Here is a 20,950-nt window from a genome sequence, read left to right on the forward strand (position 1 = left end):
CTTTCGTGTGCGGTTTTTCCGTGCTGCGGCCTGGCTTTTCGGCCATTATGGCAGACTTCCCGAAGAGATAAAACGATGTTTTTATTCTGGGGCGTTGTTTGCCGGGAGCTTTTCTGCTACGTTTTTCGGAATTGTTTTATGCTGACTCTATTTCGGGCATGCGTGATTATCTGCCGTCAGGTGGAGGGGGCCGATCGGTTTCGCACCATGCCGTGATAACCAGAAAAGGTGAATGGTGATGCTGGAACGCCGGCGACAGGTTTTGCAGGAAGCGTTGCGCGACACGGATGAGGAGGTCCGGGTGGCGGCGGCCGAGGCATTGGAGCGCCTGGAAGCGGTGCAGAGCCTGGATGATATCCTTCAGGTTCTCAGGGCCGGGAATCGTGGCCAGCAGGTGCGGGCTATTTTCGCGCTTGAAAAAATCCACAGTCCGAAGGTTTTTCCGCCTTTGCTGGCGGCGCTCAGGGTCGCCGATGCCGACCTGCGCTGCGCAGCTATTCAGGTGCTTGGTGAAAAAAGGCATATCAAGGTGCTGGAATTTCTTGTGCGTCATCTCAAGGATCCACACCCGGCGGTGAGGGTGCATGCCGCAACCGCTCTGGGAAATTTCTGTGATCGCCGCCTTGTGCCCTGTCTGTCGGCCGCGCTCGCGGATGAAGACGAGGAACTGGTTGTTGCGGCGCTGGAGTCGCTGGCACGAATCGGTTTTGCCGAAGCCGAAGGCGCCGTGCTGCGCCTGGCGGACGACAGCAGAACCCGGGTAAGATGTACTGCCATGAAGGTTCTGGGCTGTTTGGGGGGGGCGGCGCCGGTTACGGCTGAAGGTTGAGCCTTGACCTTGAATCTGGCCATTGCGCACTACAGGTAGTCGACGACATCGACGCCCTTGAGGAACGGATCGACTTCGGAAACGATCCGTTTTTTTTCGTCCGCGGCAAGGTTGATCAACCTCGGTTGATTCAGCTGCGCACCTGCGCCGTCGAACAGAATTTTCACCTGGACGCAATCGGGGTTGTCGATGCCGACGCGGCCAACGACTCCGATTTCGTTGCTGTCGAGGCGCACCAGGGTTCCGACCGGGTACGTGCCGAGGGAGGCGACGAACTTTTTCAGATAGTCCGGATGCAGCATGGTTCCGGATTCTTTCATCAGATGCCTGATGGCTTCGCGCGGGGTGGTGGGACGCTGATAGGGGCGCAGGGTGGTGATGGCGTCATAGCTGTCGGCGATGGTGGTCATGTCGATCAGGTCGTAGGATCCGCTGATTGTGACATCGCCGGGATAGCCTTTGCGGTCGAAGTGCAGGTGGTGCCCAAGGACAATGGCGATTGCCGCTTCGATCACATCCCCCATTTGCTGAATTATATCGGCTCCGATGCGTGGATGTTTGCGGATTTCGGCAAATTCGCTTTCAGAAAGCCTGCCCGGTTTATTGATGATCGATATATCGATTTTAAGTTTGCCGATATCGTGCAGCAGGCTGCCGATGCCAAGAATGCGCAGTTGTTCTTCCTGTAAACCGGCTGCCCTGCCGATGGCCAGAGCAAGGACGGACACGTTCACAGAGTGGGTGAAGGTATAATTATCGTAATTTTTCAGAAGACTCAAAGCCAGCAGTGCATGGGGGTCGGCCAGGGTCATGCGGGCCATGTCTTTGACGACTTTGTGAGCTTCAGCCGAGGACGGAATGCGGCCCATGCGCACATCCTTGAAAATAGTGTTGACCACCTTCAGCGCCCGGCCGAAGATTTTGCGCGCGGATTGGCGGTCATCGTCCTCCTCGGCTTCATCCGGGAGAAACCGGATATGGCGCACCTGGTGTTTGTCGAACAGTGCCTGAAAATCTTCCTGGCCCAGAGCCGGGCTGTTCATGAACTGCAGAAAATGCCGGAACTCAAGTTCTGGAATGCCCTTCAGAAACTCCAGCCCGGCAATCTGCTTTTCCTGAAACAGGCGGCACAAGCTCTCCGCGGCAGGATGCGGATCGGCAAACAGGTGGTCGTTGATAAACAGGGTGTCCTGCAGAACGCCGATGCGCAGATGTTCATGTTCCTGTAAAAGGGTGCCCGCTGCGCGCGCTGTTTCGCGCAGCTGTTTCTGGATGATCGGATGTTCGACAGGGTAAAGGCGCAGCCCTTTGAGTGCGCCGGACAGATTGTTGGCAAGTTGTTTCAGGGGATCAAGATGCATGATATCGGTCCGGCCACAGTTTCAGTGTTCTTGCCGCGCATTGGGCGATACGCTGATCGCGCTCCTGGCTGATGGTTTCCAATACCGGACGTGAAGCAGGAGCGCGGATCTGGCCGAGTGCAGCGATGGCCTGAATACGCAGCGCGGCGCGCCGTCTGTCGCTCCAGAAAAACCGGCGCTTCGCCATGCGTTCCAGGTCGGGGGCCGCATCGATGCAACCGATGCGGCCCAGCGCTTTTATGGCTGCAATTTTCATTTCGGTTTTTTTCCGAAATGGATCGCGGCATGTCATGATCCCGACCAGCTTTGATACGGCCATCGGATCGCGCATGATGCCCAGGGCAATGATGGCTTGAGGATAAAGGTCTTGCTGCCCGCTGTCAATCAGTTGCAGCAGGGCTTCGAGCGCCTGCGCGCCTCCGATTCGCGCAAGAGCCCGGACCGATTCCCGAGCAATGCGCAGATCCTTGTGCCACAGCAGGGGCTTTAAATAGGGCACGGCGTGCTGACTTCCGATCTGCCCCAGAATGGCGACGATATTGCGGATCACATACCAGCGCTCGTCCGTCATGATCCTGAGCAGGTCGGGTACGGCGGGAGTGCCGATCTCCACCAATGCTGTCGACAGGAATTTGCGTGCCAGCGGATCATTTTCTTCTGTCAGTCGCTCGATGAGTGGCAGGATGGTTCTGTAGCGCAAGAATATGAGCGTTTGCATGGTTTGCAACCGCAGATTCTTTGCCGAGGTACGGTTGCACAGGGCTTCGATCAAAAAGGCGATGATGTCGGGTCGGGTCAGCAGGTCCAGACACTTGATGATTTCACTTCGCCGGGACTGGTTGATTCGCCGGTTGCCGTGTAGTCCGGCAAGTGTTCGATAGGTCTGCAGAACCAGAGTCAGATCCTTATTGACAAGCTGCCGGCGCACCAGGTCCGGAAGCACGCCGAGCAGTTGCCGGAAACGGTTTTCCGAGGCTTCCCGGGGAAGCTGGACGAGGACCTGTTCCAGAGATAACTGGTCGAGCAGGTGTTTGTCGAAGGCAGTTTCCTGGCATGCTTCAGTTGCTATACCTTCCTGATGCAGCATCGGGTTGTCGCTTTTGTTCTCCGATTCGGAAGTTTCTTCGCTGCCGGCCGAAAGGGCCTCTTCCCGCTGTTGCAGCCGCTGTTTGACGTCGCGTATGACGGACAGGTCGATCTCGTTGATCCATATGCCTGTGGCCTGTTCCGCCAGCAGCGCTTCCTGCAGGCCGCCCTGCTGCTGAATGTCAGAGGTTTTGCGAACCACATTCCGGGAAAACACCATCAGGTCCCTGACCGTCAGTTCGGGCAGGAATAGCAGTTGTTGGATGCGCCTGGCAAACAGAAAGTGCGCCAGGCTACGGATTCCCCCGTGGGAGCGCCCGATTGTTTCGCCCTGGTGCAGAATCCCGTCCTTTCGCACCGTTACCGCAAGGTTGCCGTTTTGCAGCAAGGGCCGAAATGCTTCCAGTGTTTCGTCTCCAACCAGTTTGAGGGTCGGGTGCTCGGGTGGGTAGAAACGTACCGCCTTGATCAATTTGATCAAGCGGGTCAGGGCTGCCAGCGCCAGGTCCAGAGATTGTTGGGGGGGGCTTTCTGTGGTCACGGGGCCGTTTCCAGAAAAACTTGTGTTTTTTAATTGAATCTTTACCTTAGCGTTTCGTGCGGTGGTTGTAAATAGCTTTTGTGTCGGGCAAAATAGGCCATCGGCGAGCGGTAGGCAAGAGGCGGTCTGAAAGGAGTTGCCATGATGATTCTGGGTTTGACAGGCGGCATTGGCAGTGGCAAGAGTGTTGTGGCAAAGATGTTTCGGGAGTTGGGGGCTGACGTGGTCGGTGCCGATGGCCTGGCTCGGGAGATTGTGACACCCGGTGCGCCTGTTCTGGTTTGTCTTGTTGAGCGTTTCGGCGACGCGGTGCTTTGCGCGGACGGGTCCTTGAATCGGTCCTGGCTGGCGCAAACGATTTTTTCCGATTCCCGGGCGCGCCGTGACCTTGATCGCATAACCCATCCCGCCATCGCCGAACTGGCCCGTCAGCGGTTTGCCGAACTGGCGGAACACGGCGCTCGGATTGTCATCTATGATGCGCCGTTGTTGTTTGAAGCTGGCGCCGACAAACAGGTCGACGCCGTGGCGGTCGTCGCAGTCAGGGAAGATATTCAGTTGCGGCGCCTGATGGCCCGCGATCATCTGGACGAAGCCGCCGCGCGCGCGCGCATCGCCTCCCAGATGCCCCTGCCGGAAAAGATTCGCCGTGCTGACTATGTCATCGATAACAACGGCACCCTGGCACAAACCCGTCGCCAGGTGGTGCTACTTATGGCGCGCCTGGTTTCAATGGCCGGGGAGGGTCCAGTGCGGCCAGAAAACGCAGAATGAGGTCCAGCATGGCTTGCCAGGATGGCTGGTCGGGGGCGGCCAGGCCATGCCCGGTCCCGGGGCCGAACATGTGGTATTCCCGGCAAGGGCTGGACAGTCGCTGAAACAGGGCGTAGCCACTTTCAGCGCGGACCGTGCGGTCGCCAAGGGCGTTGATCGCCAGGGTCGGCGTGGTTATGCGGGGCAGGAGCGGTTTGATTTTGCCGATCAGTCGGCAGATCTGATAGATGCCGTTCAGGGGGCGGCGGTCGTAATAATATGGAGAGAGATGATCGGGCAGCTCGCGGTGCTGGTAAGTGCGGAAATATCGCAGCAGGCCGGTTAGAGGCGCAAGCCGGTGCTGCATGGCCAGAAAAGGCGACAGCAGGACCATGCTGCATAGCTCCCTCTCGGCGGCCAGCGCCAGGCAAACCAGGGCTCCGGTGCTCAAACCCATAGCGTGGACCTGACCAACTTCTCTGCCCAGGATGTCGAGAGTTTCGCGGGCTGCCGCGATCCATTCCTCACAGCGGCGCCGGCAGAGGTCTTCGGGGCTGGTGCCATGTCCCGGCAGGCGGACGGCAGCGACATGGTACCCGGACCCGCACAGATGCTCTGCCAGGGGGCGCATTTCCCAGGGGGAGGCGGTAAAACCGTGTATCAGCAGCACGCCCGGTTTGCCTGATTGTGCCGGGCGCAGCTGAAATGCCTGGTTTTCTGCGATGGGCTGGGGGCAACCCGGTGCATTTTTTTTCCCGCGTGTCATGCTTGCTCCGCAAAAAGCGATGAGCCGTTTCCCCTGTTACATTACGCAACGTGAAAAACGGCTCTATATGGTGCAGCCCGGAACATTTTCGGGCTGCTGGCATATGTTCCGGTGGTACGGTTGGCGGTAGTTTTCAGCTTTTATGAAAACCCAGGCGGGTGGAGAGTTCGTCAGCAGCCTTGACCACCAGAGGCATGAGTTCTTCCTGGATACGTTCGTCGGTAAACCGGATGGACGGTCCGGAAATGCTCAATGAACCGATGATCCTGCGGGTGTAGTCACGAATGGGCGCGGCTACGCAGCGGACTCCGAGGTCGAGTTCCTCGTTGTCGAGAGCATAGCCTTTTTCCGTGACCTCCTTGAGGTTTTCCTTGAGCTTGCCGCGGTCGGTGATGGTGTATTCGGTATAGGCCTTTAGTTCTTCCGTGGGCAGCAGGTTGTCCAGTTCTTCTTCCGACATGTAGGCCATGTGCACTTTGCCGGCGGCGGTGGCATATGCCGGCAGGCGGGAGCCTACGCGGGAGACGACGCGCACCGTAAGGTGTGTTTCGACCACGTCAAGGTAGACGATGTGGCCTTCCTTGAAAATTGCCAGATAGGCGGTTTCGTTGCACGCCTCCACGATACTGTCGAGTACCGGCTTGGCCTGGTGCAGCAGGCCCATCTTTTTGATGAAAGTCTGGCCGAGTTCAAGAGATTTAAGCCCCAGGCGATAGTTCTCCGTAACTTTGTTCTGCTCGATGTATCCACGGGATTCAAGCGTCGCCAAAAGCCGAAAAACATTGTTTTTATGTAATCTTAGGCGCTTGCTGAGTTCCGTAACGCCCAATTCGTCCACATCGTCGCCGTGAAATTGTTCAAGCAGGTCGAGGGCATGCGATACCGCTTGAATCATATACTCGGATTTTTCTTTTTTTGCCATGTTTCGGATCCCTCTTGGGTGCAGATTGCCGGCCAATGCCGGATGAATGTAATGTTAGGGGTGCGTGTTGTCTGGGAGGGGGGAGCCGGTTGTTCTAAAATCTTCCCCGCCTTTTCGCAAGAATACTCGAATGAATATTTTTTTGAATATAAAATCATGTTTTACAAATGTCAACAATAACCATGGGTATTTCCCTGACCTTTTTTCTGTGGTGCGCTTTAACCGTTTTTTTGCGGAACCACTTTTGATTTGCAGGCGGAACCAAGATGGGTGAGCAAGTGGCGTGCCAGTTTCAGGGGGCTTGATGCTGCTGTTCCGTTTTCATGATTTCCCGTAGCACGGTGGTGGCGAAACAGCCTTTTGGCAGAACGAAGGACAAGATCAGTTGGTCGCTTTCCTGACGCGCGTCGATTTCGGCAACGGGGATTCTCAAAGGTCTGCGTTCGCCGGGCATGGACAGCCCGGTGCCGATGCGAAAGTCTTTCAGGTCGATCGCTTCTTTGCTCAGAAGTGCTTGCTCGAGAATGCCGGCCTGGCTCTCTGCCAATTTGACCTTGTAGCCGAACAGGGGGGCCGACGGGCTGATTTCCAGGCGGTCGGCGCGGGGTTGTTCCGCGGCCGGGTCTGTTACCAGAAAGCAGGCGCCGTTGTCGTGCTTGTAGGCAAGATCCCCGGGCCAGAGCGTGTCGAGGCTGTCCAACCGCATGGTTACCAGGCGGTCAAAGAGGTGTGACTGATAGGCGGACAGATACAGCCGCAACAGCTTTGCGGGCAGGCGGCGAAGCGCTTTTTCAGCGCAGGCGCCCTGTTGCAGGCATGTTATGAGGTCGCGCTCGTGGCGCATCCGCCGGGGCAGGGCGGCCACAGCTTCGCTCAGGCGGCCGGCGCAAAACAGTCGGGCGGCATGCTGCCAGTCCGGGTTGGTGATTTTTTCCGGATCGCCGATGATCTGGGCGATGGCTTCTGCATAATTTTGGCGCACGATGGCCTGGCCGATCCTGTGCGAATTACCCAGCACGCCGTAGCGCTGTTCTCCAAAAAAGTTGGGTACACCCGCCATTTGCAGCACATGCAGTATGTCGAGGGCCTTTTCCCGGGCCTGGTGGTCAACCTGCCGCACGGTGATTGTGAAGCGGTTGCCGGCCAGATGCCCCAGGCGCAGCTTGTTGCGGTGCCGGCGGGCCGAAAGAATGCGTATGTCATCAAGATCGAGGGCCAGGGCGCGCTCTTCAGGGCATCCCGGCACCGAGATGAACTGCCGCGTCGTGGCCTGGGCATCCTTGAGCCCGGCGTAGCCCATGTCCCTTTCATTGACCTGGAGCGCGCGTGCGAGGCGTTTGAGCAATTCAAAGGTCGTCAGGCCGCGTTTTTCCACCTCGAGATAAAGGTGATCCCCCTCGCCGCAGGCAGGGTAGAGTGGCAGTTCCTCCACCAGAAAGTCTTCGGGAGATGTTTTAATGGTTCCCCCGATGCCGGGAAAGTTCGCCGTCAGATATCTAGGCATGGTGTTCGCTCCAGGCACTGCGAAATCCCCTGCTCACCGGCTGCGGGGGCATGGCGTGGCCGGTGTCGCCGACCCGCCGCCGATGGTGGATGAAATGGATCGGCTGACCCTGGGCCAGAAACCGGCGCATGTATTTTGATAAGGGGTAGTCAGCCAGTTCAAATGCAACGGGGGCTGACATTCGGTTTTCAAACCCGGGCAGGTTCTGTAGCTGGTCAGCCACGTCCAGAGCATAATCGGCGACGTCGCTGCTGAAAAACAAATCGGCGCCGGGGCGCATCGCGCGCAGCAGGGCCAGCAGGAATTCGCCATTGACCAGGCGTCTTTTGCGGTGGCGCTTTTTGGGCCAGGGGTCCGGACAGTTGATGTAGACCGCCGCCAGGCTTTCAGGCGTCAGAAATTGTGCCAGCAGATAGCGTGCTTCCGTGCGGATGACGCGGACATTGCTCAGGCCGTTCTGTTGGAGCCGGTTGCAGGTTTTTAGACAGCCCTTGTTGTAGATGTCGATGGCAATAAAGTTTCGCTGTGGCTGCCGGGTTGCCAGTTGCGTGATGAAATCCCCGATTCCGCAGCCGATTTCGAGGGCCAGGGGATTCTTGTTGCCGAACACCGCACTGAAATCGGTCGGGATGGCGAGTGTCTCCTCCGCGAGAAACCAGGGCGATGTGATTTCGATCATGCGCTGTGTCATGTTTAATCCTGATCGTTTGGAAAAGCCCGTAGAATATAAGCAGACTTTATTCAAGGCAAGAAGTTTTTGCAACCCACAGCCAGGCGGCCCTTCGTCCGCGTGGCTGAAAAAAGTTGTGTTTCACTGCTTTCGGAGCTAGTCTTGTTTTCATCCGGGAACGGCCCTTTCCCGCCGTGGCGGCGTCAATCCGCAGGTTTGCTTGTGCGGTTCCGCGCAATCCCTTGATTCCCTTGCCACAAGAAATAAATGGCTCGTTTCCCATATGAAAGCTGCGCTGTATCCATCCGGAGCTCGGATCTATGCCAGTCTTGTGTGCGGCTGGAGCCTCGGAGCATGGACGGGCCTTGTGCCCTTCCGGAAAAGGTTGCGCGGCTCTGGTCCGGCGGCATCCTGTTTATATTACGTTCCCGGCGTGGAGGTTTTTTTATGCTTATCGTCATGCATCACAGCGCGACCGAAGAGCAGGTTCGTTGCGTAGCGCAGGCTGTGGCCGCTCTCGGATTGACGGCCCAGCCGATTCCCGGTGGCCAGCGTATCGCCATTGGTGTGCTTGGCAACCGGGGTTATGTGGATGATGCCACAATCCGTGATTTGCCCGGCGTGATGGAGATTATCCATGTCAGCAAGCCCTACAAACTGGTATCCAGGGATTTTCATCCCGCGCCGACGGTAGTCAGGGTTGGTTCGGTAAACCTTGGTGACGGTTTCCCGCCGGTGGTGATGGCGGGGCCCTGCTCGATTGAGAGCCAGGAACAGATTTTGGAAGCCGCCCGGCAGGTCAAGGGGGCCGGAGCGCATATCCTGCGGGGAGGAGCCTTCAAGCCGCGTACCGGGCCTCACACCTTTCAGGGACTGGGCGCGCAAGGGCTGGAGTTTTTGCATGTCGCGGCGCGGGAGGTGGGGTTGCCGGCGGTGACCGAGGTGATGCGTATCGAGCAGCTTGAGATGGCCTGCCGTCATGTCGATATGCTCCAGATCGGTGCCCGCAACATGCAGAATTTCGATTTGCTCAAGGAAATCGGAAGATTGCGATTTCCGGTGCTGCTCAAGCGCGGGCTGAGCGCAACCGTAGAGGAGTTTCTGTCGGCGGCCGAGTACATTGTGGCCGAGGGCAACGACCAGGTTGTTTTGTGCGAGCGCGGGATCCGCACATTTGAAACCGCCACCCGCAACACCCTCGATCTGTCGGTGATCCCGCTGGTGCAGTCCCTGAGCCACCTGCCGATCATTGTCGATCCCAGTCACGCTACCGGACGTCGTTTTCTGGTACCGGTCATGGCACGGGCCGCGCTGGTGGCTGGTGCGAATGGCCTTATGGTCGAAGTCCATCCTGCTCCCGAAAAGGCTTTGTGCGATGGTGCGCAAAGCCTTACAGGCGAGGGGTTTTGCCGGTTGATGCATGAGCTGAGGTTTTTGCAGGAATGCCTGGCGGGGATGGCTTCGTCGGTAGCGGGGCCATCAGCCTGAACAGGGTGATCTCCGGAGGGCACAGGCAGCGAACCGGCAAGGCACTGGTGCCCAGACCGCGATTGACGTACAGGGGGGTGCCATTCCGGCCCACTTTGTAGAAACCGGCGACGAAGGCGCCGGAAAACCGTGGCAGATACAGCGGTGGCAACCAGGGCAGCCGAATTTGCCCACCATGGGTGTGTCCGGCCAGAATCAGGTCGATGCGCCCGTCGAGCCGCTGATGGTCGAAGGCCGGGACGTGGGACAGCATGATGTTGAAGCGGTCGGGGCTGCTGGCATGGACCAGGCCGGAAACCTGATCCGCGGAGGAAGGATAGTCAAGGCCCAGGATGGACAAAGCCACTCCGCGTATCTGAATGTCCCGGCGCCGGTTGATCAGCAGGGTGACGTTCGCTCTGGTGAATTGCCGTCTCAGGTTTTCCCCTTCGAGGCGGGCCCAGTACTCCCAGTTGCCCTGTACCGCAAAAATTCCGGAGGGTGCCCTCAGGGTTCTCAAAAATGTGAGCACCCCTTCCAGGTTGCGGCTCTGTTCAAAAAAATCTCCGGTCAGCAGGATGATGTCGGGGCGTAGAGACGCGACCGTCGCGGCGATGCGTTCGTGATACTTTTCCGGCTTGTGCAGGTGCAGATCGGACAGCTGCACAATGCGCAATTCCTTGTTCGCAGGCATCTTTGCGGTGTGGAAGGCGTATCGTTCCACGCGCAGGGCCTGTGGCTGGCGCAAGGTGACGTCCGCCGCCAGCAGGCCGCCGAGCAAGGTCGCCCCGCTGATCAAAAAGCGCCTCCGGGACAGGGGTTTTATGGAAAGCCGGGTGCGAGGCATGGTTGTTTTTACTCCTGACGGCAGCTCTGCCGTTACCTGTGAAATCGACGCTCTACTATAGCATGATCGCGGAACCTGACCAACCCTCCCCAATCCCCTGCTGACCAAGTTTCCGACAGGGGGTGTCACACAAGAATCAGGAGCAGTAACCGATGCGCGGACTGGTTGCAGAGGTGGCGGTAGCGGCCCCCTTGGACAAACCCCTTTCCTATCTGGTCGAGAAGGCCCTGGCCGATTCGTTGCGCATCGGCATGCGGGTGAAAGTTCCCCTGGGGCGGCGCACCGCCATCGGCTATGTCATTGCCATAAGGTCGGGTGAGACGGATCGCCTGAAGCCGCTGCTTGAGGTGCTTGGTGAGGAACCTTTGTTTCCGTCGGGTATGGTCGAGCTGCTTCGCCGGGCGGCGGATTATTACCAGTATCCTCTGGGAGAAGTGATCCGCACCGCCTTGCCTGTCGGCCTCTCCACGGGGAACGAGGCCAGCGTGCTGATGGAAAGCCATTATCAGCCTGCTCCAAAAGATGGTGAACCGCGCGGGCCCCGCCAGCGTACTTTGCTCGCGCATCTGCGCCGCGTATCCTGTGCCTCCCGCACGGATCTGCTGGCGTTGTTCCCCGGCTGCCACGCCAGCCTCAAGGCTCTCGTCGGGCAAGGGTTTGTGCTGGAAGAGCAGCGGGAGCGTTTGCGCGACCCTTTTGCGGACCTGCCGCCGGTTGCCGATGTCCGCCTGGCGATGACCGAAGCCCAGAAGCAGGTATTCGCGGAGGTTGAACAGGCGATGCATGCCGGGGGATTCGCGCCGATGTTGCTGCACGGGGTGACGGGCAGCGGCAAGACCGAGATTTATCTGCGGTCCATTGAAAAGGTCCTGCAGGCAGGACGCCAGGCTCTGGTGCTGGTACCCGAAATTGCCCTTACGCCGCAGTTGGTCAGCCGGTTTCGATCCCGGTTCGCCGGCGATCGTGTCTGCCTGGCGGTGCTGCACTCCGGACTTTCCGCCGGGGAGCGATTCGATGCCTGGCGCAGCGTGGCCCGCGGTGACGTCGATATCGTCATCGGCGCCCGTTCGGCGGTGTTTGCGCCTCTCGGGCGACTGGGAATGATCGTAGTCGATGAAGAGCACGAATCGAGCTACAAACAGGGAGACGGTTTTCGGTATCATGCCCGGGATCTGGCCTTGATGCGAGGGCAGATGGAGGGGGCGTTGGTGCTGCTGGGCAGCGCGACGCCGGCACTGACCACCTTTTACCGTGCCCGCCAGGGCAAGCTTGCCTACCTGTCGCTTCCGGAGCGTGTTCTTGACCGGCCGCTCCCGGATGTGGAATTGATCGACCTGGGCCGGGAACGCCCCGAGGGGATTCTTGCGCAACCACTCAAACAGGCGCTGCTGGCCAACCTGGAGCGCGGTGAGCAGTCTCTGCTGCTTTTGAACCGGCGCGGTTTTGCGCCGTATCTTCTGTGCGCCGATTGCGGCAATGCCTTGCGCTGTCCCCATTGCGACATTACCCTGACATTTTACCTGTCCCAGAAAGTGCTGCGATGCAACTACTGCGATTATCGCCAGCCGCCGCCGGAACAGTGTCCCACCTGCCATGGGGCGGCTTTGTTGCCGGAGGGGGCCGGCACCGAACGTCTCGAGCAGGAGCTGCGCGATTTGCTGCCGACGGCGCGGATTGCCCGCATGGATCGGGACACGACCGGGCGCAAGGGGGCGCATCAGTCCCTGGTGACAGCCATGGAAAACCGCTCCATCGATGTTCTGGTCGGCACCCAGATGGTGGCCAAGGGGCTTGATTTCCCTGGCGTAACCCTGGTGGGGGTGGCGCAGACCGATAACCTTCTCAATCTGCCGGATTTTCGCGCCGCGGAACGCACCTTCACGCTGTTGACCCAGGTGGCGGGCCGGGCGGGCCGGGGCGAACGTCCCGGGCGCGTCTATGTGCAGACCTATGCCCCGGAGCATTTTTCCCTGGCCTGTTGTGCTCGGCACGATTATCTGGCCTTTGCCCGGGAGGAACTGCGCCTGCGGCAGGAGTTGGGGTATCCGCCCTTCGGTTTTCTTGCCCATTGTGTCTTTTCCGGCACGGATCGTCAGCAGGTCGAGTCGATCGCGGAAAGTCTGGCAGAGGGGCTTGCGGACGCGGCCATTGGCCTGGGGGTTGAAATTCTCGGTCCTGCTCCTTGTCCGCTGGCGCGGTTGCGCGGTAAAAACCGGTATCAGATACTGCTCAAGGCGCCTCTGCGCCCGCCTCTGCGGCACCTTCTGGCGCATTTGGCCAGGCTGCGGCGCACTCTGCCGCGCGCGGTGATCCTGACCGTCGATGTCGATCCGCTGGATATGCTCTGAGCATCGCAAAAACCAGTGACATCCGGGCCCATGTCTCTGGCGCAAGGCATGCCTGGTACCCCTTCAGGGACACAAGGGCAGGGGGAAGGTTAGGTGTTTCAGGTTAAGAGAGTCTTGCCCCACGATTGCAGTTGCTTTATTATGGCCCGGGCGACAAGGCGGCGACGGCAAGTCAATCGGAGCGATGCAACGGGTGGCGACGTGAAAAAAATTCTGGTAGTCGATGATCAGCCGACCATCCGGCAATTGCTCAGGATCACGCTGGAAACCGCGGACCGGGAGGTGTTGCTTGCCGAGAGCGGTGAGCATGCCTTGGAGATAGCCCGACGCACATCGCCCGATCTCGTTATCATGGATATCATGATGCCAGGGGGCATGGACGGTTTTGAAACGATTCGCAGCCTGCGGGCCGATGTCCTTTTGAAAAAATGTCCGGTCCTGGTGCTGACGGCCAAGGACCAGAAAGCCGAACGCAGCAGGGCGGAGGAAATGCAGGTGGCGGGGTTTTTGTCCAAGCCGTTTCATCTCGATGAACTCCAGGCTCAGGTTGATCGGCTTATCGTCTGAAGAAGATCAGGTTTTTTGCCGTTTCCACAATGCACATTATATGAAGAGGAGATTCCATCATGAAAAAAGATCTGCTGGAAAAGGGCGCCATTGTCCAGCGCGACCAGGAAACCTTCGCCGTTGCTCCGCATATCCCCGGGGGCATCACTTCGCCCGCCACGCTGCGCAAAATCGCGGATGTGGCCGAGCAGTTCAACGCCAAGGCCCTGAAACTGACCAGCGCCCAGCGCATTGCCATCGTCGGTCTTGCCGAAGACCAGCTTGACGCGGTTTGGGAAGCTGTTGGCGAAAAACCGGGCGCGGCCATCGGCATGTGTGTGCGTTCCGTGAAAATCTGTCCGGGCACCACCTTCTGCAAGCGTGGTCAGCAGGACTCGGTCGGTGTCGGCCTGGAACTGGACAATGCCTACCATGGCATGGAGTTGCCCTGGAAATTCAAAATCGGTGTTTCCGGTTGCGCCAACGATTGCGGCGAAGCCTGCATCAAAGATGTCGGGCTTATTGGCACACCCAAGGGCTGGAATGTAATGGTCGGCGGAAATGGCGGCGGTTTGCCGCGGCTGTCCCAGAAACTCGTGGAACATGTGCCTACCGACGAGGAGGTTATCGAAATTGTCGGCAAGGTCGTTGCCTGGTTCAAGTCCCAGAACCGCAAGGGCCGTATCGGCAAGTTCGTGCAGGAAATGGGGCTGGATGCGTTCCGGAAGGAAGTTCTTGGCGAATAATGCAGCCGTGCGTTGACGGGATCGATCGCGGGAGAGTTTAAAGCTCTCCCGTTTTTTTATGCGTCGCCGGATACAGCGGTGCCGTTGCGGCAGAATTTATAGCCCCGGCCGCGTATCGTGAGAAAATGCCGCGGATGGCCGGGCGTGGCTTCGAAGTATTTGCGCAGCCGCACAATGAAATTGTCCAGGGTGCGGGTCTCGGTGTCCGGAGACAGACCCCAGACCGACGCCAGCAGCTCTTCGCGTGACAGTATTTTACCTTCATTTTCTAAAAAGATCCGCAGCATGCGCACTTCCAGATCGGTGAGATCCAGATTGCCCTGCGCGGTGGTGGCGCGCCGCTGGTGCAGGTAGACACAATTGTCGCCGAAGCGGAAACCCTGAGCGTCCCCGGAGATGTCGCGATACCACCTCGAGCGGTTGACCATGCCGCGCACCCGCAGCAGAAACTCGGTCAGGCTGAAAGGTTTGGTCAGATAATCGTCCGCCCCGGCTTCAAGACCGGCGATGCGGTTCTGCTCCTTGCCCATGGCGGTCAGAATCAAAACCGGCAGCCGGGGGTCCAGGTCGCGAATCCGGCGGCAGACGTCCAGTCCGCCGATTCCCGGCAGCATCAAATCAAGTATGACCATCAGACAGCGGTGCCACGGGGCCTGTTCCAGGGCCTGTTCCCCGGAGGTGACGTGTATAACCCGGTAGCCTTCCTGTTCCAGATTGAAAACAAGTCCGCGTGCGATGTGGAGTTCATCCTCCACGAGCAGAATATACGGTTCTTTCATAGCGTGCCCGCCCCCGCCGGGGGGAGGCTGCGGGGCAGCAGGATATGCACGGTGGTGCCCTGGTCCCTGCCCTTGCTTTCCAGCCAGACCTTGCCCCGGTGCCGCCATACCAGGGTGCGCACGATGAACAGGCCGAGCCCCGAACCGCGAATGGTTTCGCCATCGTGCCAACCTCGATAAAACATCCGAAATACCTTTTTCTGCTCCTTGGGGTCGATGCCGCGCCCATGGTCCGCTACGGTCAGGTGGCAGCGGTTCCCGGTTTTGTGCAGCTCGACACGGATGCGGGGTTTGCCATTGGCGTAGAGGATGGCGTTTTCCAGCAGGTTGCGCAGGATGGTTTCAATTGCCAGAGGTTCAAAATAGCAGAACAGCTCCGGTTCAATGGCTGTTTCCAGCAGGCAGTCGGCGGGCAGGGTGGCCGACTGCCCTTCAAGATACTGTTCGATGGCTGCAGACAGGTTGCCGAGACGCAGGTCGAGGCGCGGCCAGCGTTGTTCCAGGCGGTTGGCGGTCAGCATGTTGTCCACCATATTGTTGAGCCGTACCGTATCCTCCAGCATGGTGTCGAGAAACGCCTGCAGGCGGTCCGGATCCGGTTGCCGCATGCGGATGGTTTCCAGGTGCAGCTGCAGCGATGCCAGCGGTGATTTCAGTTCATGACTGACCTGGGATATGAACTGTTTTTGCGCACGATAGAGCGAGACCTGCCGGCGCCAGTAGATAAAGATGACATAGACCCCGGCCAGAATCGCCACCAGCAGCACGAGCCCTTCGACAAGCAGCAGCCAGTCGTAGCGACCCAGCAGCAGCTCCGGGTGGTATTTTTCCGCCAGGGAGCGCAATTTGCGATGGTTCTGCAAAAACCAGGTCACCCACGAAACAACCACCAGCACCCAGGCCAGCTGGATGCCGATCAGCGCCATGAGGGGATTGAAAATGCGTCGCCAAGTTTTCATGCCATCCTGTTTACCATCGCAGGCCGTCCCGGACAAGAGAAAAGGCGGGTGGAAACACCTGTGCCGGTGCGGGGTTTTACACAACTATTACATTTGGCGGCGCGACTTTCTGGTACCATGACGGACGTTACAGTATATGAGAGATTTTTACCCGGAGATGCGATCATGAAAGACACCGCCGTAAAAAAACTGGTCATCGGCCGATATTCCACCCCGTTTCCCCTGATTCTGGGCGGCATGGGGGTGAGGATATCCGGTGGGCGGTTGGCCGGACACGTCGCCCGCTGCGGTGGTTTCGGCACGATTGCGGCCGCCGGAATCGGCGTCAACAGTCCCTACTACACCGGCCGCAATTTTTTCGCTGCCGATATACAGGCCTTCAAGGATGAGATCCGCAAGGCCTACGCGATTGCCCCTGACGGCGTCATTGGCGTCAACTGCATGGTAGCCGTGACCAATTATGATGCTATGGTTCGGGCCGCCTGCGAAGCCGGCGCCAAATATATTGTCAGCGGTGCCGGACTGCCCATGAGCCTGCCGGCCTTGACCGCTGATTATCCCGATGTGGCGCTGATTCCGATTGTCTCTTCGGTGCGTGCCGCTCAGCTTATCACACGCAAATGGCTGCAGAATCACCATCGCCTTCCCGATGCGGTTGTGGTCGAAGATCCCGATACGGCCGGAGGACATCTGGGGGAAAAGCCGGAAAATATCGGCACCGGTTGCTATGATCAGTATGAAACGGTCCGCCAGGTCAAGGCCTACTTTCAGCAGGTACATCAGCGTCATGTGCCCGTTATCGCCGCCGGAGGCATCTGGGACCGGCAGGATATACTGCAGGCTCTCGCGCAGGGGGCCGATGCGGTACAGATGGCCAGCCGCTTTGTGTGCACCGAAGAGTGCGATGCCGATCCGGCGTTCAAACAGGCCTATCTTGACTGCCGCCCCGAGGACATCGGTCTGGTTATGAGTCCTGCCGGCCTGCCGGGGCGGGCGCTGGTCGGCAATATCGACCGCATCCGCCAGCGGGATCTCGACGCCGGCTGCGATTGTGCTTGTGCCTGTTTGAAAAAATGCACTTTCAAGGAAACCGGGGAACGCTTCTGTATTATCGGCGCTCTCGACAGGGCTCAGCGCGGCGATGTCGACACCGGTCTGGTGTTTTGCGGAACCAACGCCTGGAAGGCCGACCGCATTACCACGGTGCAGGCCATTTTCGACGAACTGTTTATGCTGTCTCATCAGCAAAAACAGAGCCTGGCGGTCAATGCCTGATTGCCGGAAAATACAAATCGAAAACGACGGGGCGAGCCATGGCGGACCCCGTTTTTTTATAGGTCCTTGTGCCAGTCTGGCGGCAGCGCTTGTCGCGCCCCCCGGTTGTGATGTACTATTGCGCGATCAGGCCCCTTTTTTCCGGTGAGGATGCCAGTGAGTGATCTCGTAACAGAATTTCTGCCCAAGTGGATTGCCTGGGAAACAACCCGGCGTTGCAATCTGCAATGCATTCACTGCCGTTGCTCCTCCGATTCGCACGCTTCCGAGGGCAATTTTTCGACCCGGGAGGCGTTTGCACTGATCGATGACATCTGCACCGTGTCGCGCCCGGTGATGGTTTTGTCCGGTGGCGAACCGCTGTTGCGCAAGGATATTTTCGAGATTGCCGACTACGGAACCGCCCAGGGCCTGCGCATGTGCATGGCGACCAACGGCACCCTGATAACCGACAGTGTCTGCAGGGACATGCTGGCCACGGGGATTCGCATGGTTTCTTTGTCTCTTGACGGTTCCAGTGCCGCCGTGCATGACGATTTCCGGCGCTGTCCCGGGGCTTTCGATGCGGTGGTGCAAGCCGCCGGCATTTTGCGCCGCAATGGCATACCGTTTCTGGTAAACTCCTCTTTTACGAAGCGCAACCAAAGCGATATCGCCGCCACTTTCCAGTTGGCCAAAAAGCTCGGGGCGCAGGCCTGGTATCTGTTCATGATCGTTCCGACCGGACGGGGAGAGTCCATCATGGAGGAACTGATCAGCGGGCCAGACTACGAAGAGATACTGGCCTGGCACTACCGCCAGGAACGGGACGAAAAGGATATTCTGATGCGTCCGACCTGCGCGCCCCACTATTACCGCATCGCACCGCAACTGGCGCAGGCCGAGGGGCGCTCTCTGGAGCGGCGCAGCCTGTCGTTTTCCACCGGCGGCGGGAAGGGATGTCTGGCCGGACAGAGCATCTGCTTCATCGATGCCTTCGGCGAGGTTAAACCCTGCTCCTATTTTCCACGTTCGGCGGGCAACATCAAAAATACACCTTTCCGCCGGTTGTGGTTCGATGCGCCGATCCTGCGGCAGTTGCGGGATTTCAGCCTTTACCGCGGCAAATGCGGCAATTGCGAATACTTGAGGGTCTGCGGCGGTTGCCGCGCGCGGGCCGATGCCGTCTATGGCGATTACCTTGCGGAGGAGCCCTTCTGCAGTTATCAGCCGGGCGCGCGCAATATTCCGAAGGATCAGGTCGATGGCAGAAAATCATGATTTCATACGGGCCTGCTACGGCAAACCGGTAAGCCGCACTCCCGTGTGGCTGATGCGGCAGGCCGGGCGTTATCTTCCCCAGTATCGAACGATCCGGGAGCGGGTTGCGTTTCTCGACCTGTGCAAGACCCCGGAACTGGCCGCCGAGGTCACGCTGCAACCCGTCGACGCCCTGGGTGTCGATGCCGCCATCCTGTTTTCCGATATTCTGATTCCGGTGGAAGCCATGGGGCAGCATCTGCATTACCAGCCGGCTCCCGTGTTGAATCCGCCGGTGCGCACGGCGTCCGATGTGGAATCCCTGCGCCTGCTGCAACCGGAGCAAGATGTGCCATTTGTACTGGAGACCATCCGCTTGCTGCGACGGGAACTGGAGGGACGCGTGCCTCTGATCGGATTTGGCGGCGCTCCTTTTACCCTGGCCTGCTACATGGTTGAAGGCTGCGGCAGCCGCCATTTTCTGGCTCTGAAAAGCCTCATGTTCCGGATGCCCGAAATCTATGCGCGGTTGATGGATAAAATAACCGATGCCAGCATCGTTTATCTGCGGGCCCAGGTCAGCGCCGGTGCCCAGGCCCTGCAGATTTTCGATAGTTGGGGGGGGATTCTGGCTCCGACCGATTACCGACGTTACGTTCTGCCTTACAGCCGTCGGCTTCTGTCCGCGCTCGAGGATCTGGAAGTGCCTCTGATCCATTTTGTCAAAGGCGCCGGCACCATGCTCGATCTTGTCGCCTCGGCCGGTGGACATGTCGTCGGTCTTGACTGGGGAATCGGTCTGGGACAGGCCCGGGAAATTCTCGGTGACGGTGTGGCGGTGCAGGGAAATCTCGATCCCGCGGTATTGCTGGGGACGCAAGCCGTCATCGAGTCTGAAGTACGGCGCATTCTGGATGAAAATGGCGGCCGGCCCGGGCATGTTTTCAATCTCGGCCATGGGATTGTGCCCGAAGTGCCGCCCGCAAACGCTGCATTTCTTGTCGATTGCGTCCATCGCCTCAGTCAGCGTTGAGGGAGGTTGGCATGAATCGCCCCCTATGGCGGACCGAGGCCGGGATGGCCGAAAAGACCGCCCTGGTGCTGCTCAATATGGGAGGGCCGGATTCCCTTCTGGCCGTGGAGCCGTTTCTGCGGAATCTTTTCTCCGACCGGGAACTGATCCGACTGCCTGGCGGGGCTCTGCTGCAGCGTCCCTTTGCCCGGCTGTTGGCGAGACTGCGCGCGCCCCGGGCGCGGCGCGCCTATCAGGCGATCGGCGGGGCTTCACCTTTGCGGCACTGGACGGAATACCAGGCCCGTGGTATCGCCGGGCTGCTCGGCGAAGGCTGGCAGCCGGAGGTCATCATGCGCTACTGGGGGCCGCGCGCGCCGCAGGTTCTCAACCGGCTACGGCAAGAGGGGGTGCGGCGTGCCGCGGTTGTGCCTCTTTACCCTCACTTCACCACGGCCACAAGCGGCAGCAGCATTAACGATTTCTGCCGCAACGCCGTGCGTTTCTGCCCCGATCTTGATTATCGCCTGATTCCCGAATGGTTCGATTGGCCGCCGTATCTCGATGCCCTTGCCGATGCCGTACGGGAAGGATTACGCCGATTTGAGGCCGACCGGCGCCGCCAGGTGGTGCTGGTGTTCAGCGCCCATTCGGTTCCGGAAAGCCTGATTCTGCGGGGGGATCCTTATCTGAACCAGGTGCGGGCCACCATGCGGGGGGTTCTGGAGCGGCTGCCGGAGTGTTCCTCCAGGCTGGCTTTCCAGAGCCGTAGCGGACCGGTGCGATGGATCGGGCCGAGCGTTGCCGAAACCCTCGATGCCCTGGCGGTCGAAGGGTGCCGGCAGGTGCTGATCGTGCCGATTTCCTTCGTGTCCGACCACGTCGAAACCCTGTATGAAATTGACCATGGCTACAAGAAGTATGCCCTGGGAAAGGGCCTGGAGCGGTTTGAACGCATTGCTGCGTTCAATGATGATGCCGGCTTTATGCGCGCCATGGCGGCGCTGGTGGCATCCAGCGTACCCGCTTCCTGGCACAAGCGGCCGACGGCCATCGGAGCTCCCTGCCGGAATGCGCCTTGATTCGCCAGGCGCGTTCGTGGATCACAGGCCGGCTTCGGCCAGTTTTTGCAGGAGTTGCCGCTGCTCCGCCGTCGGTTTGCGGGGTATGGCGATTTCTATGACGGCGAACAGGTCACCGGCCTTTTTGCGGCCGTGGGTCGGCACGCCGTAGCCTTTCAGGCGGATTTTGCCGCCACTGGCCATGCCGGCCGGCACCTTTACCCGTTTTTCCCCTTCCA

Annotated in this window: 20 protein-coding genes; 10 read left to right on the top strand and 10 right to left on the bottom strand. The window is 59.2% G+C overall.

What is annotated here, in order from left to right; genetic code table 11:
• The first annotated feature begins 232 nt into the window (after positions 1-232).
• Positions 233-829: a HEAT repeat domain-containing protein gene (locus AB7E65_RS01830; RefSeq protein ID WP_428745163.1), complete on the top strand. Its 597-nt coding sequence runs from the start codon at positions 233-235 to the stop codon at positions 827-829.
• A 29-nt stretch (positions 830-858) separates the two neighbouring features.
• Here AB7E65_RS01830 and AB7E65_RS01835 read toward each other — a convergent pair whose 3' ends face one another.
• A complete protein-coding gene (locus AB7E65_RS01835) occupies positions 859-2,190 on the bottom strand; it encodes an HD-GYP domain-containing protein (protein ID WP_428745164.1) in 1,332 nt (443 codons plus the stop codon).
• Entirely contained in the window at positions 2,180-3,817 is a 1,638-nt protein-coding gene (locus tag AB7E65_RS01840; protein ID WP_428745165.1) for a HEAT repeat domain-containing protein, read from the bottom strand. Before AB7E65_RS01840 ends, AB7E65_RS01835 begins: the two co-directional genes overlap by 11 nt.
• A gap of 141 nt (positions 3,818-3,958) precedes the next feature.
• Between AB7E65_RS01840 and coaE the strand changes: the two genes are divergently transcribed.
• Positions 3,959-4,591 (top strand): dephospho-CoA kinase, encoded by a 633-nt coding sequence (gene coaE / locus AB7E65_RS01845; RefSeq protein ID WP_428745166.1) that lies wholly within the window; start codon positions 3,959-3,961, stop codon positions 4,589-4,591.
• Here coaE and AB7E65_RS01850 read toward each other — a convergent pair.
• From AB7E65_RS01850 to trmB, 4 genes are all read right to left on the bottom strand, one after another.
• A complete protein-coding gene (locus tag AB7E65_RS01850) occupies positions 4,530-5,336 on the bottom strand; it encodes an alpha/beta hydrolase (RefSeq protein WP_428745167.1) in 807 nt (268 codons plus the stop codon). The genes coaE and AB7E65_RS01850 overlap by 62 nt on opposite strands.
• Positions 5,337-5,469: 133 nt before the next feature.
• On the bottom strand, positions 5,470-6,258 hold the full coding sequence (locus AB7E65_RS01855; protein WP_072285959.1) for an IclR family transcriptional regulator: 789 nt from the start codon (positions 6,256-6,258) through the stop codon (positions 5,470-5,472).
• A gap of 292 nt (positions 6,259-6,550) precedes the next feature.
• Positions 6,551-7,762: a tRNA pseudouridine(13) synthase TruD gene (gene truD / locus AB7E65_RS01860; protein WP_072285958.1), complete on the bottom strand. Its 1,212-nt coding sequence runs from the start codon at positions 7,760-7,762 to the stop codon at positions 6,551-6,553.
• Positions 7,755-8,453: a tRNA (guanosine(46)-N7)-methyltransferase TrmB gene (gene trmB, locus AB7E65_RS01865; RefSeq protein ID WP_072285957.1), complete on the bottom strand. Its 699-nt coding sequence runs from the start codon at positions 8,451-8,453 to the stop codon at positions 7,755-7,757. The genes truD and trmB overlap by 8 nt, the downstream gene beginning before the upstream one ends.
• A gap of 426 nt (positions 8,454-8,879) precedes the next feature.
• Here trmB and aroF point away from each other — a divergent pair, with 426 nt between their 5' ends.
• Positions 8,880-9,920, top strand: coding sequence for a 3-deoxy-7-phosphoheptulonate synthase (gene aroF, locus AB7E65_RS01870; protein ID WP_320361400.1), 1,041 nt, complete (start codon positions 8,880-8,882; stop codon positions 9,918-9,920).
• On the opposite strand, the gene AB7E65_RS01875 is transcribed toward aroF, so the two are convergent.
• The gene (locus AB7E65_RS01875; protein WP_072285956.1) at positions 9,823-10,746 is read right to left on the bottom strand and encodes a metallophosphoesterase; all 924 of its coding nucleotides are present in this window, start codon (positions 10,744-10,746) and stop codon (positions 9,823-9,825) included. The two genes, aroF and AB7E65_RS01875, sit on opposite strands and share 98 nt — an antisense overlap.
• Before the next feature lie 152 nt (positions 10,747-10,898).
• On the opposite strand from AB7E65_RS01875, the gene priA reads away from it, so the two are divergent.
• The 3 genes from priA to AB7E65_RS01890 all read left to right on the top strand — a co-directional run bounded on the left by priA (position 10,899) and on the right by AB7E65_RS01890 (position 14,386).
• Positions 10,899-13,094 (top strand): replication restart helicase PriA, encoded by a 2,196-nt coding sequence (priA, locus tag AB7E65_RS01880; RefSeq protein ID WP_428745168.1) that lies wholly within the window; start codon positions 10,899-10,901, stop codon positions 13,092-13,094.
• Positions 13,095-13,295: 201 nt separating this feature from the next.
• Entirely contained in the window at positions 13,296-13,661 is a 366-nt protein-coding gene (locus AB7E65_RS01885; RefSeq protein ID WP_072285954.1) for a response regulator, read from the top strand.
• Positions 13,662-13,720: 59 nt separating this feature from the next.
• A complete protein-coding gene (locus AB7E65_RS01890; protein ID WP_072285953.1) occupies positions 13,721-14,386 on the top strand; it encodes an NAD(P)/FAD-dependent oxidoreductase in 666 nt (221 codons plus the stop codon).
• 56 nt (positions 14,387-14,442) lie between these two features.
• Here the strand turns inward: AB7E65_RS01890 and AB7E65_RS01895 are convergent, their stop codons facing one another.
• Together AB7E65_RS01895 and AB7E65_RS01900 are read right to left on the bottom strand one after the other, a co-directional pair.
• Complete coding sequence (locus AB7E65_RS01895) at positions 14,443-15,165, bottom strand: response regulator transcription factor (RefSeq protein WP_072285952.1); 723 nt, start codon at positions 15,163-15,165, stop codon at positions 14,443-14,445.
• Positions 15,162-16,124, bottom strand: coding sequence for a sensor histidine kinase (locus AB7E65_RS01900; RefSeq protein ID WP_072285951.1), 963 nt, complete (start codon positions 16,122-16,124; stop codon positions 15,162-15,164). The genes AB7E65_RS01895 and AB7E65_RS01900 overlap by 4 nt, the downstream gene beginning before the upstream one ends.
• Before the next feature lie 165 nt (positions 16,125-16,289).
• Here AB7E65_RS01900 and AB7E65_RS01905 point away from each other — a divergent pair, with 165 nt between their 5' ends.
• The 4 genes from AB7E65_RS01905 (at position 16,290) to hemH (ending at position 20,732) form a co-directional block, all read left to right on the top strand.
• Positions 16,290-17,399 carry a nitronate monooxygenase family protein gene (locus AB7E65_RS01905; protein ID WP_320361398.1) on the top strand — a complete coding sequence of 370 codons (1,110 nt, stop codon included), beginning with the start codon at positions 16,290-16,292 and terminating at the stop codon, positions 17,397-17,399.
• Between the two features lie 156 nt (positions 17,400-17,555).
• Positions 17,556-18,659 (top strand): radical SAM protein, encoded by a 1,104-nt coding sequence (locus AB7E65_RS01910; protein WP_407703132.1) that lies wholly within the window; start codon positions 17,556-17,558, stop codon positions 18,657-18,659.
• A complete protein-coding gene (gene hemE, locus AB7E65_RS01915) occupies positions 18,643-19,671 on the top strand; it encodes a uroporphyrinogen decarboxylase (protein ID WP_072285948.1) in 1,029 nt (342 codons plus the stop codon). Before AB7E65_RS01910 ends, hemE begins: the two co-directional genes overlap by 17 nt.
• Before the next feature lie 11 nt (positions 19,672-19,682).
• Positions 19,683-20,732 (top strand): ferrochelatase, encoded by a 1,050-nt coding sequence (hemH, locus tag AB7E65_RS01920; RefSeq protein WP_428745169.1) that lies wholly within the window; start codon positions 19,683-19,685, stop codon positions 20,730-20,732.
• A 21-nt stretch (positions 20,733-20,753) separates the two neighbouring features.
• Here the strand turns inward: hemH and AB7E65_RS01925 are convergent.
• Positions 20,754-20,950 (bottom strand): DnaJ C-terminal domain-containing protein (locus AB7E65_RS01925; protein ID WP_428745170.1); only part of this gene is annotated, 197 nt, incomplete at its 5' end.

Origin of the sequence: Syntrophotalea sp. (assembly GCF_050253115.1) — a bacterium.
Taxonomy (GTDB): Bacteria; Desulfobacterota; Desulfuromonadia; order Desulfuromonadales; family Syntrophotaleaceae; genus Syntrophotalea; species Syntrophotalea acetylenica.

What these genes read in the sequence shown, in the direction of transcription:
- AB7E65_RS01900 (WP_072285951.1), bottom strand. Translation starts at nt 16,124, where the DNA reads ATGAAAACTTGGCGACGCATTTTCAATCCCCTCATGGCGCTGATCGGC.
- AB7E65_RS01890 (WP_072285953.1), top strand. Translation starts at nt 13,721, where the DNA reads ATGAAAAAAGATCTGCTGGAAAAGGGCGCCATTGTCCAGCGCGACCAG.
- AB7E65_RS01875 (WP_072285956.1), bottom strand. Translation starts at nt 10,746, where the DNA reads ATGCCTCGCACCCGGCTTTCCATAAAACCCCTGTCCCGGAGGCGCTTT.
- AB7E65_RS01850 (WP_428745167.1), bottom strand. Translation starts at nt 5,336, where the DNA reads ATGACACGCGGGAAAAAAAATGCACCGGGTTGCCCCCAGCCCATCGCA.
- AB7E65_RS01855 (WP_072285959.1), bottom strand. Translation starts at nt 6,258, where the DNA reads ATGGCAAAAAAAGAAAAATCCGAGTATATGATTCAAGCGGTATCGCAT.
- coaE (WP_428745166.1), top strand. Translation starts at nt 3,959, where the DNA reads ATGATGATTCTGGGTTTGACAGGCGGCATTGGCAGTGGCAAGAGTGTT.
- AB7E65_RS01895 (WP_072285952.1), bottom strand. Translation starts at nt 15,165, where the DNA reads ATGAAAGAACCGTATATTCTGCTCGTGGAGGATGAACTCCACATCGCA.
- AB7E65_RS01835 (WP_428745164.1), bottom strand. Translation starts at nt 2,190, where the DNA reads ATGCATCTTGATCCCCTGAAACAACTTGCCAACAATCTGTCCGGCGCA.
- aroF (WP_320361400.1), top strand. Translation starts at nt 8,880, where the DNA reads ATGCTTATCGTCATGCATCACAGCGCGACCGAAGAGCAGGTTCGTTGC.
- hemH (WP_428745169.1), top strand. Translation starts at nt 19,683, where the DNA reads ATGAATCGCCCCCTATGGCGGACCGAGGCCGGGATGGCCGAAAAGACC.
- trmB (WP_072285957.1), bottom strand. Translation starts at nt 8,453, where the DNA reads ATGACACAGCGCATGATCGAAATCACATCGCCCTGGTTTCTCGCGGAG.
- truD (WP_072285958.1), bottom strand. Translation starts at nt 7,762, where the DNA reads ATGCCTAGATATCTGACGGCGAACTTTCCCGGCATCGGGGGAACCATT.
- priA (WP_428745168.1), top strand. Translation starts at nt 10,899, where the DNA reads ATGCGCGGACTGGTTGCAGAGGTGGCGGTAGCGGCCCCCTTGGACAAA.
- AB7E65_RS01905 (WP_320361398.1), top strand. Translation starts at nt 16,290, where the DNA reads ATGAAAGACACCGCCGTAAAAAAACTGGTCATCGGCCGATATTCCACC.
- hemE (WP_072285948.1), top strand. Translation starts at nt 18,643, where the DNA reads ATGGCAGAAAATCATGATTTCATACGGGCCTGCTACGGCAAACCGGTA.
- AB7E65_RS01830 (WP_428745163.1), top strand. Translation starts at nt 233, where the DNA reads ATGGTGATGCTGGAACGCCGGCGACAGGTTTTGCAGGAAGCGTTGCGC.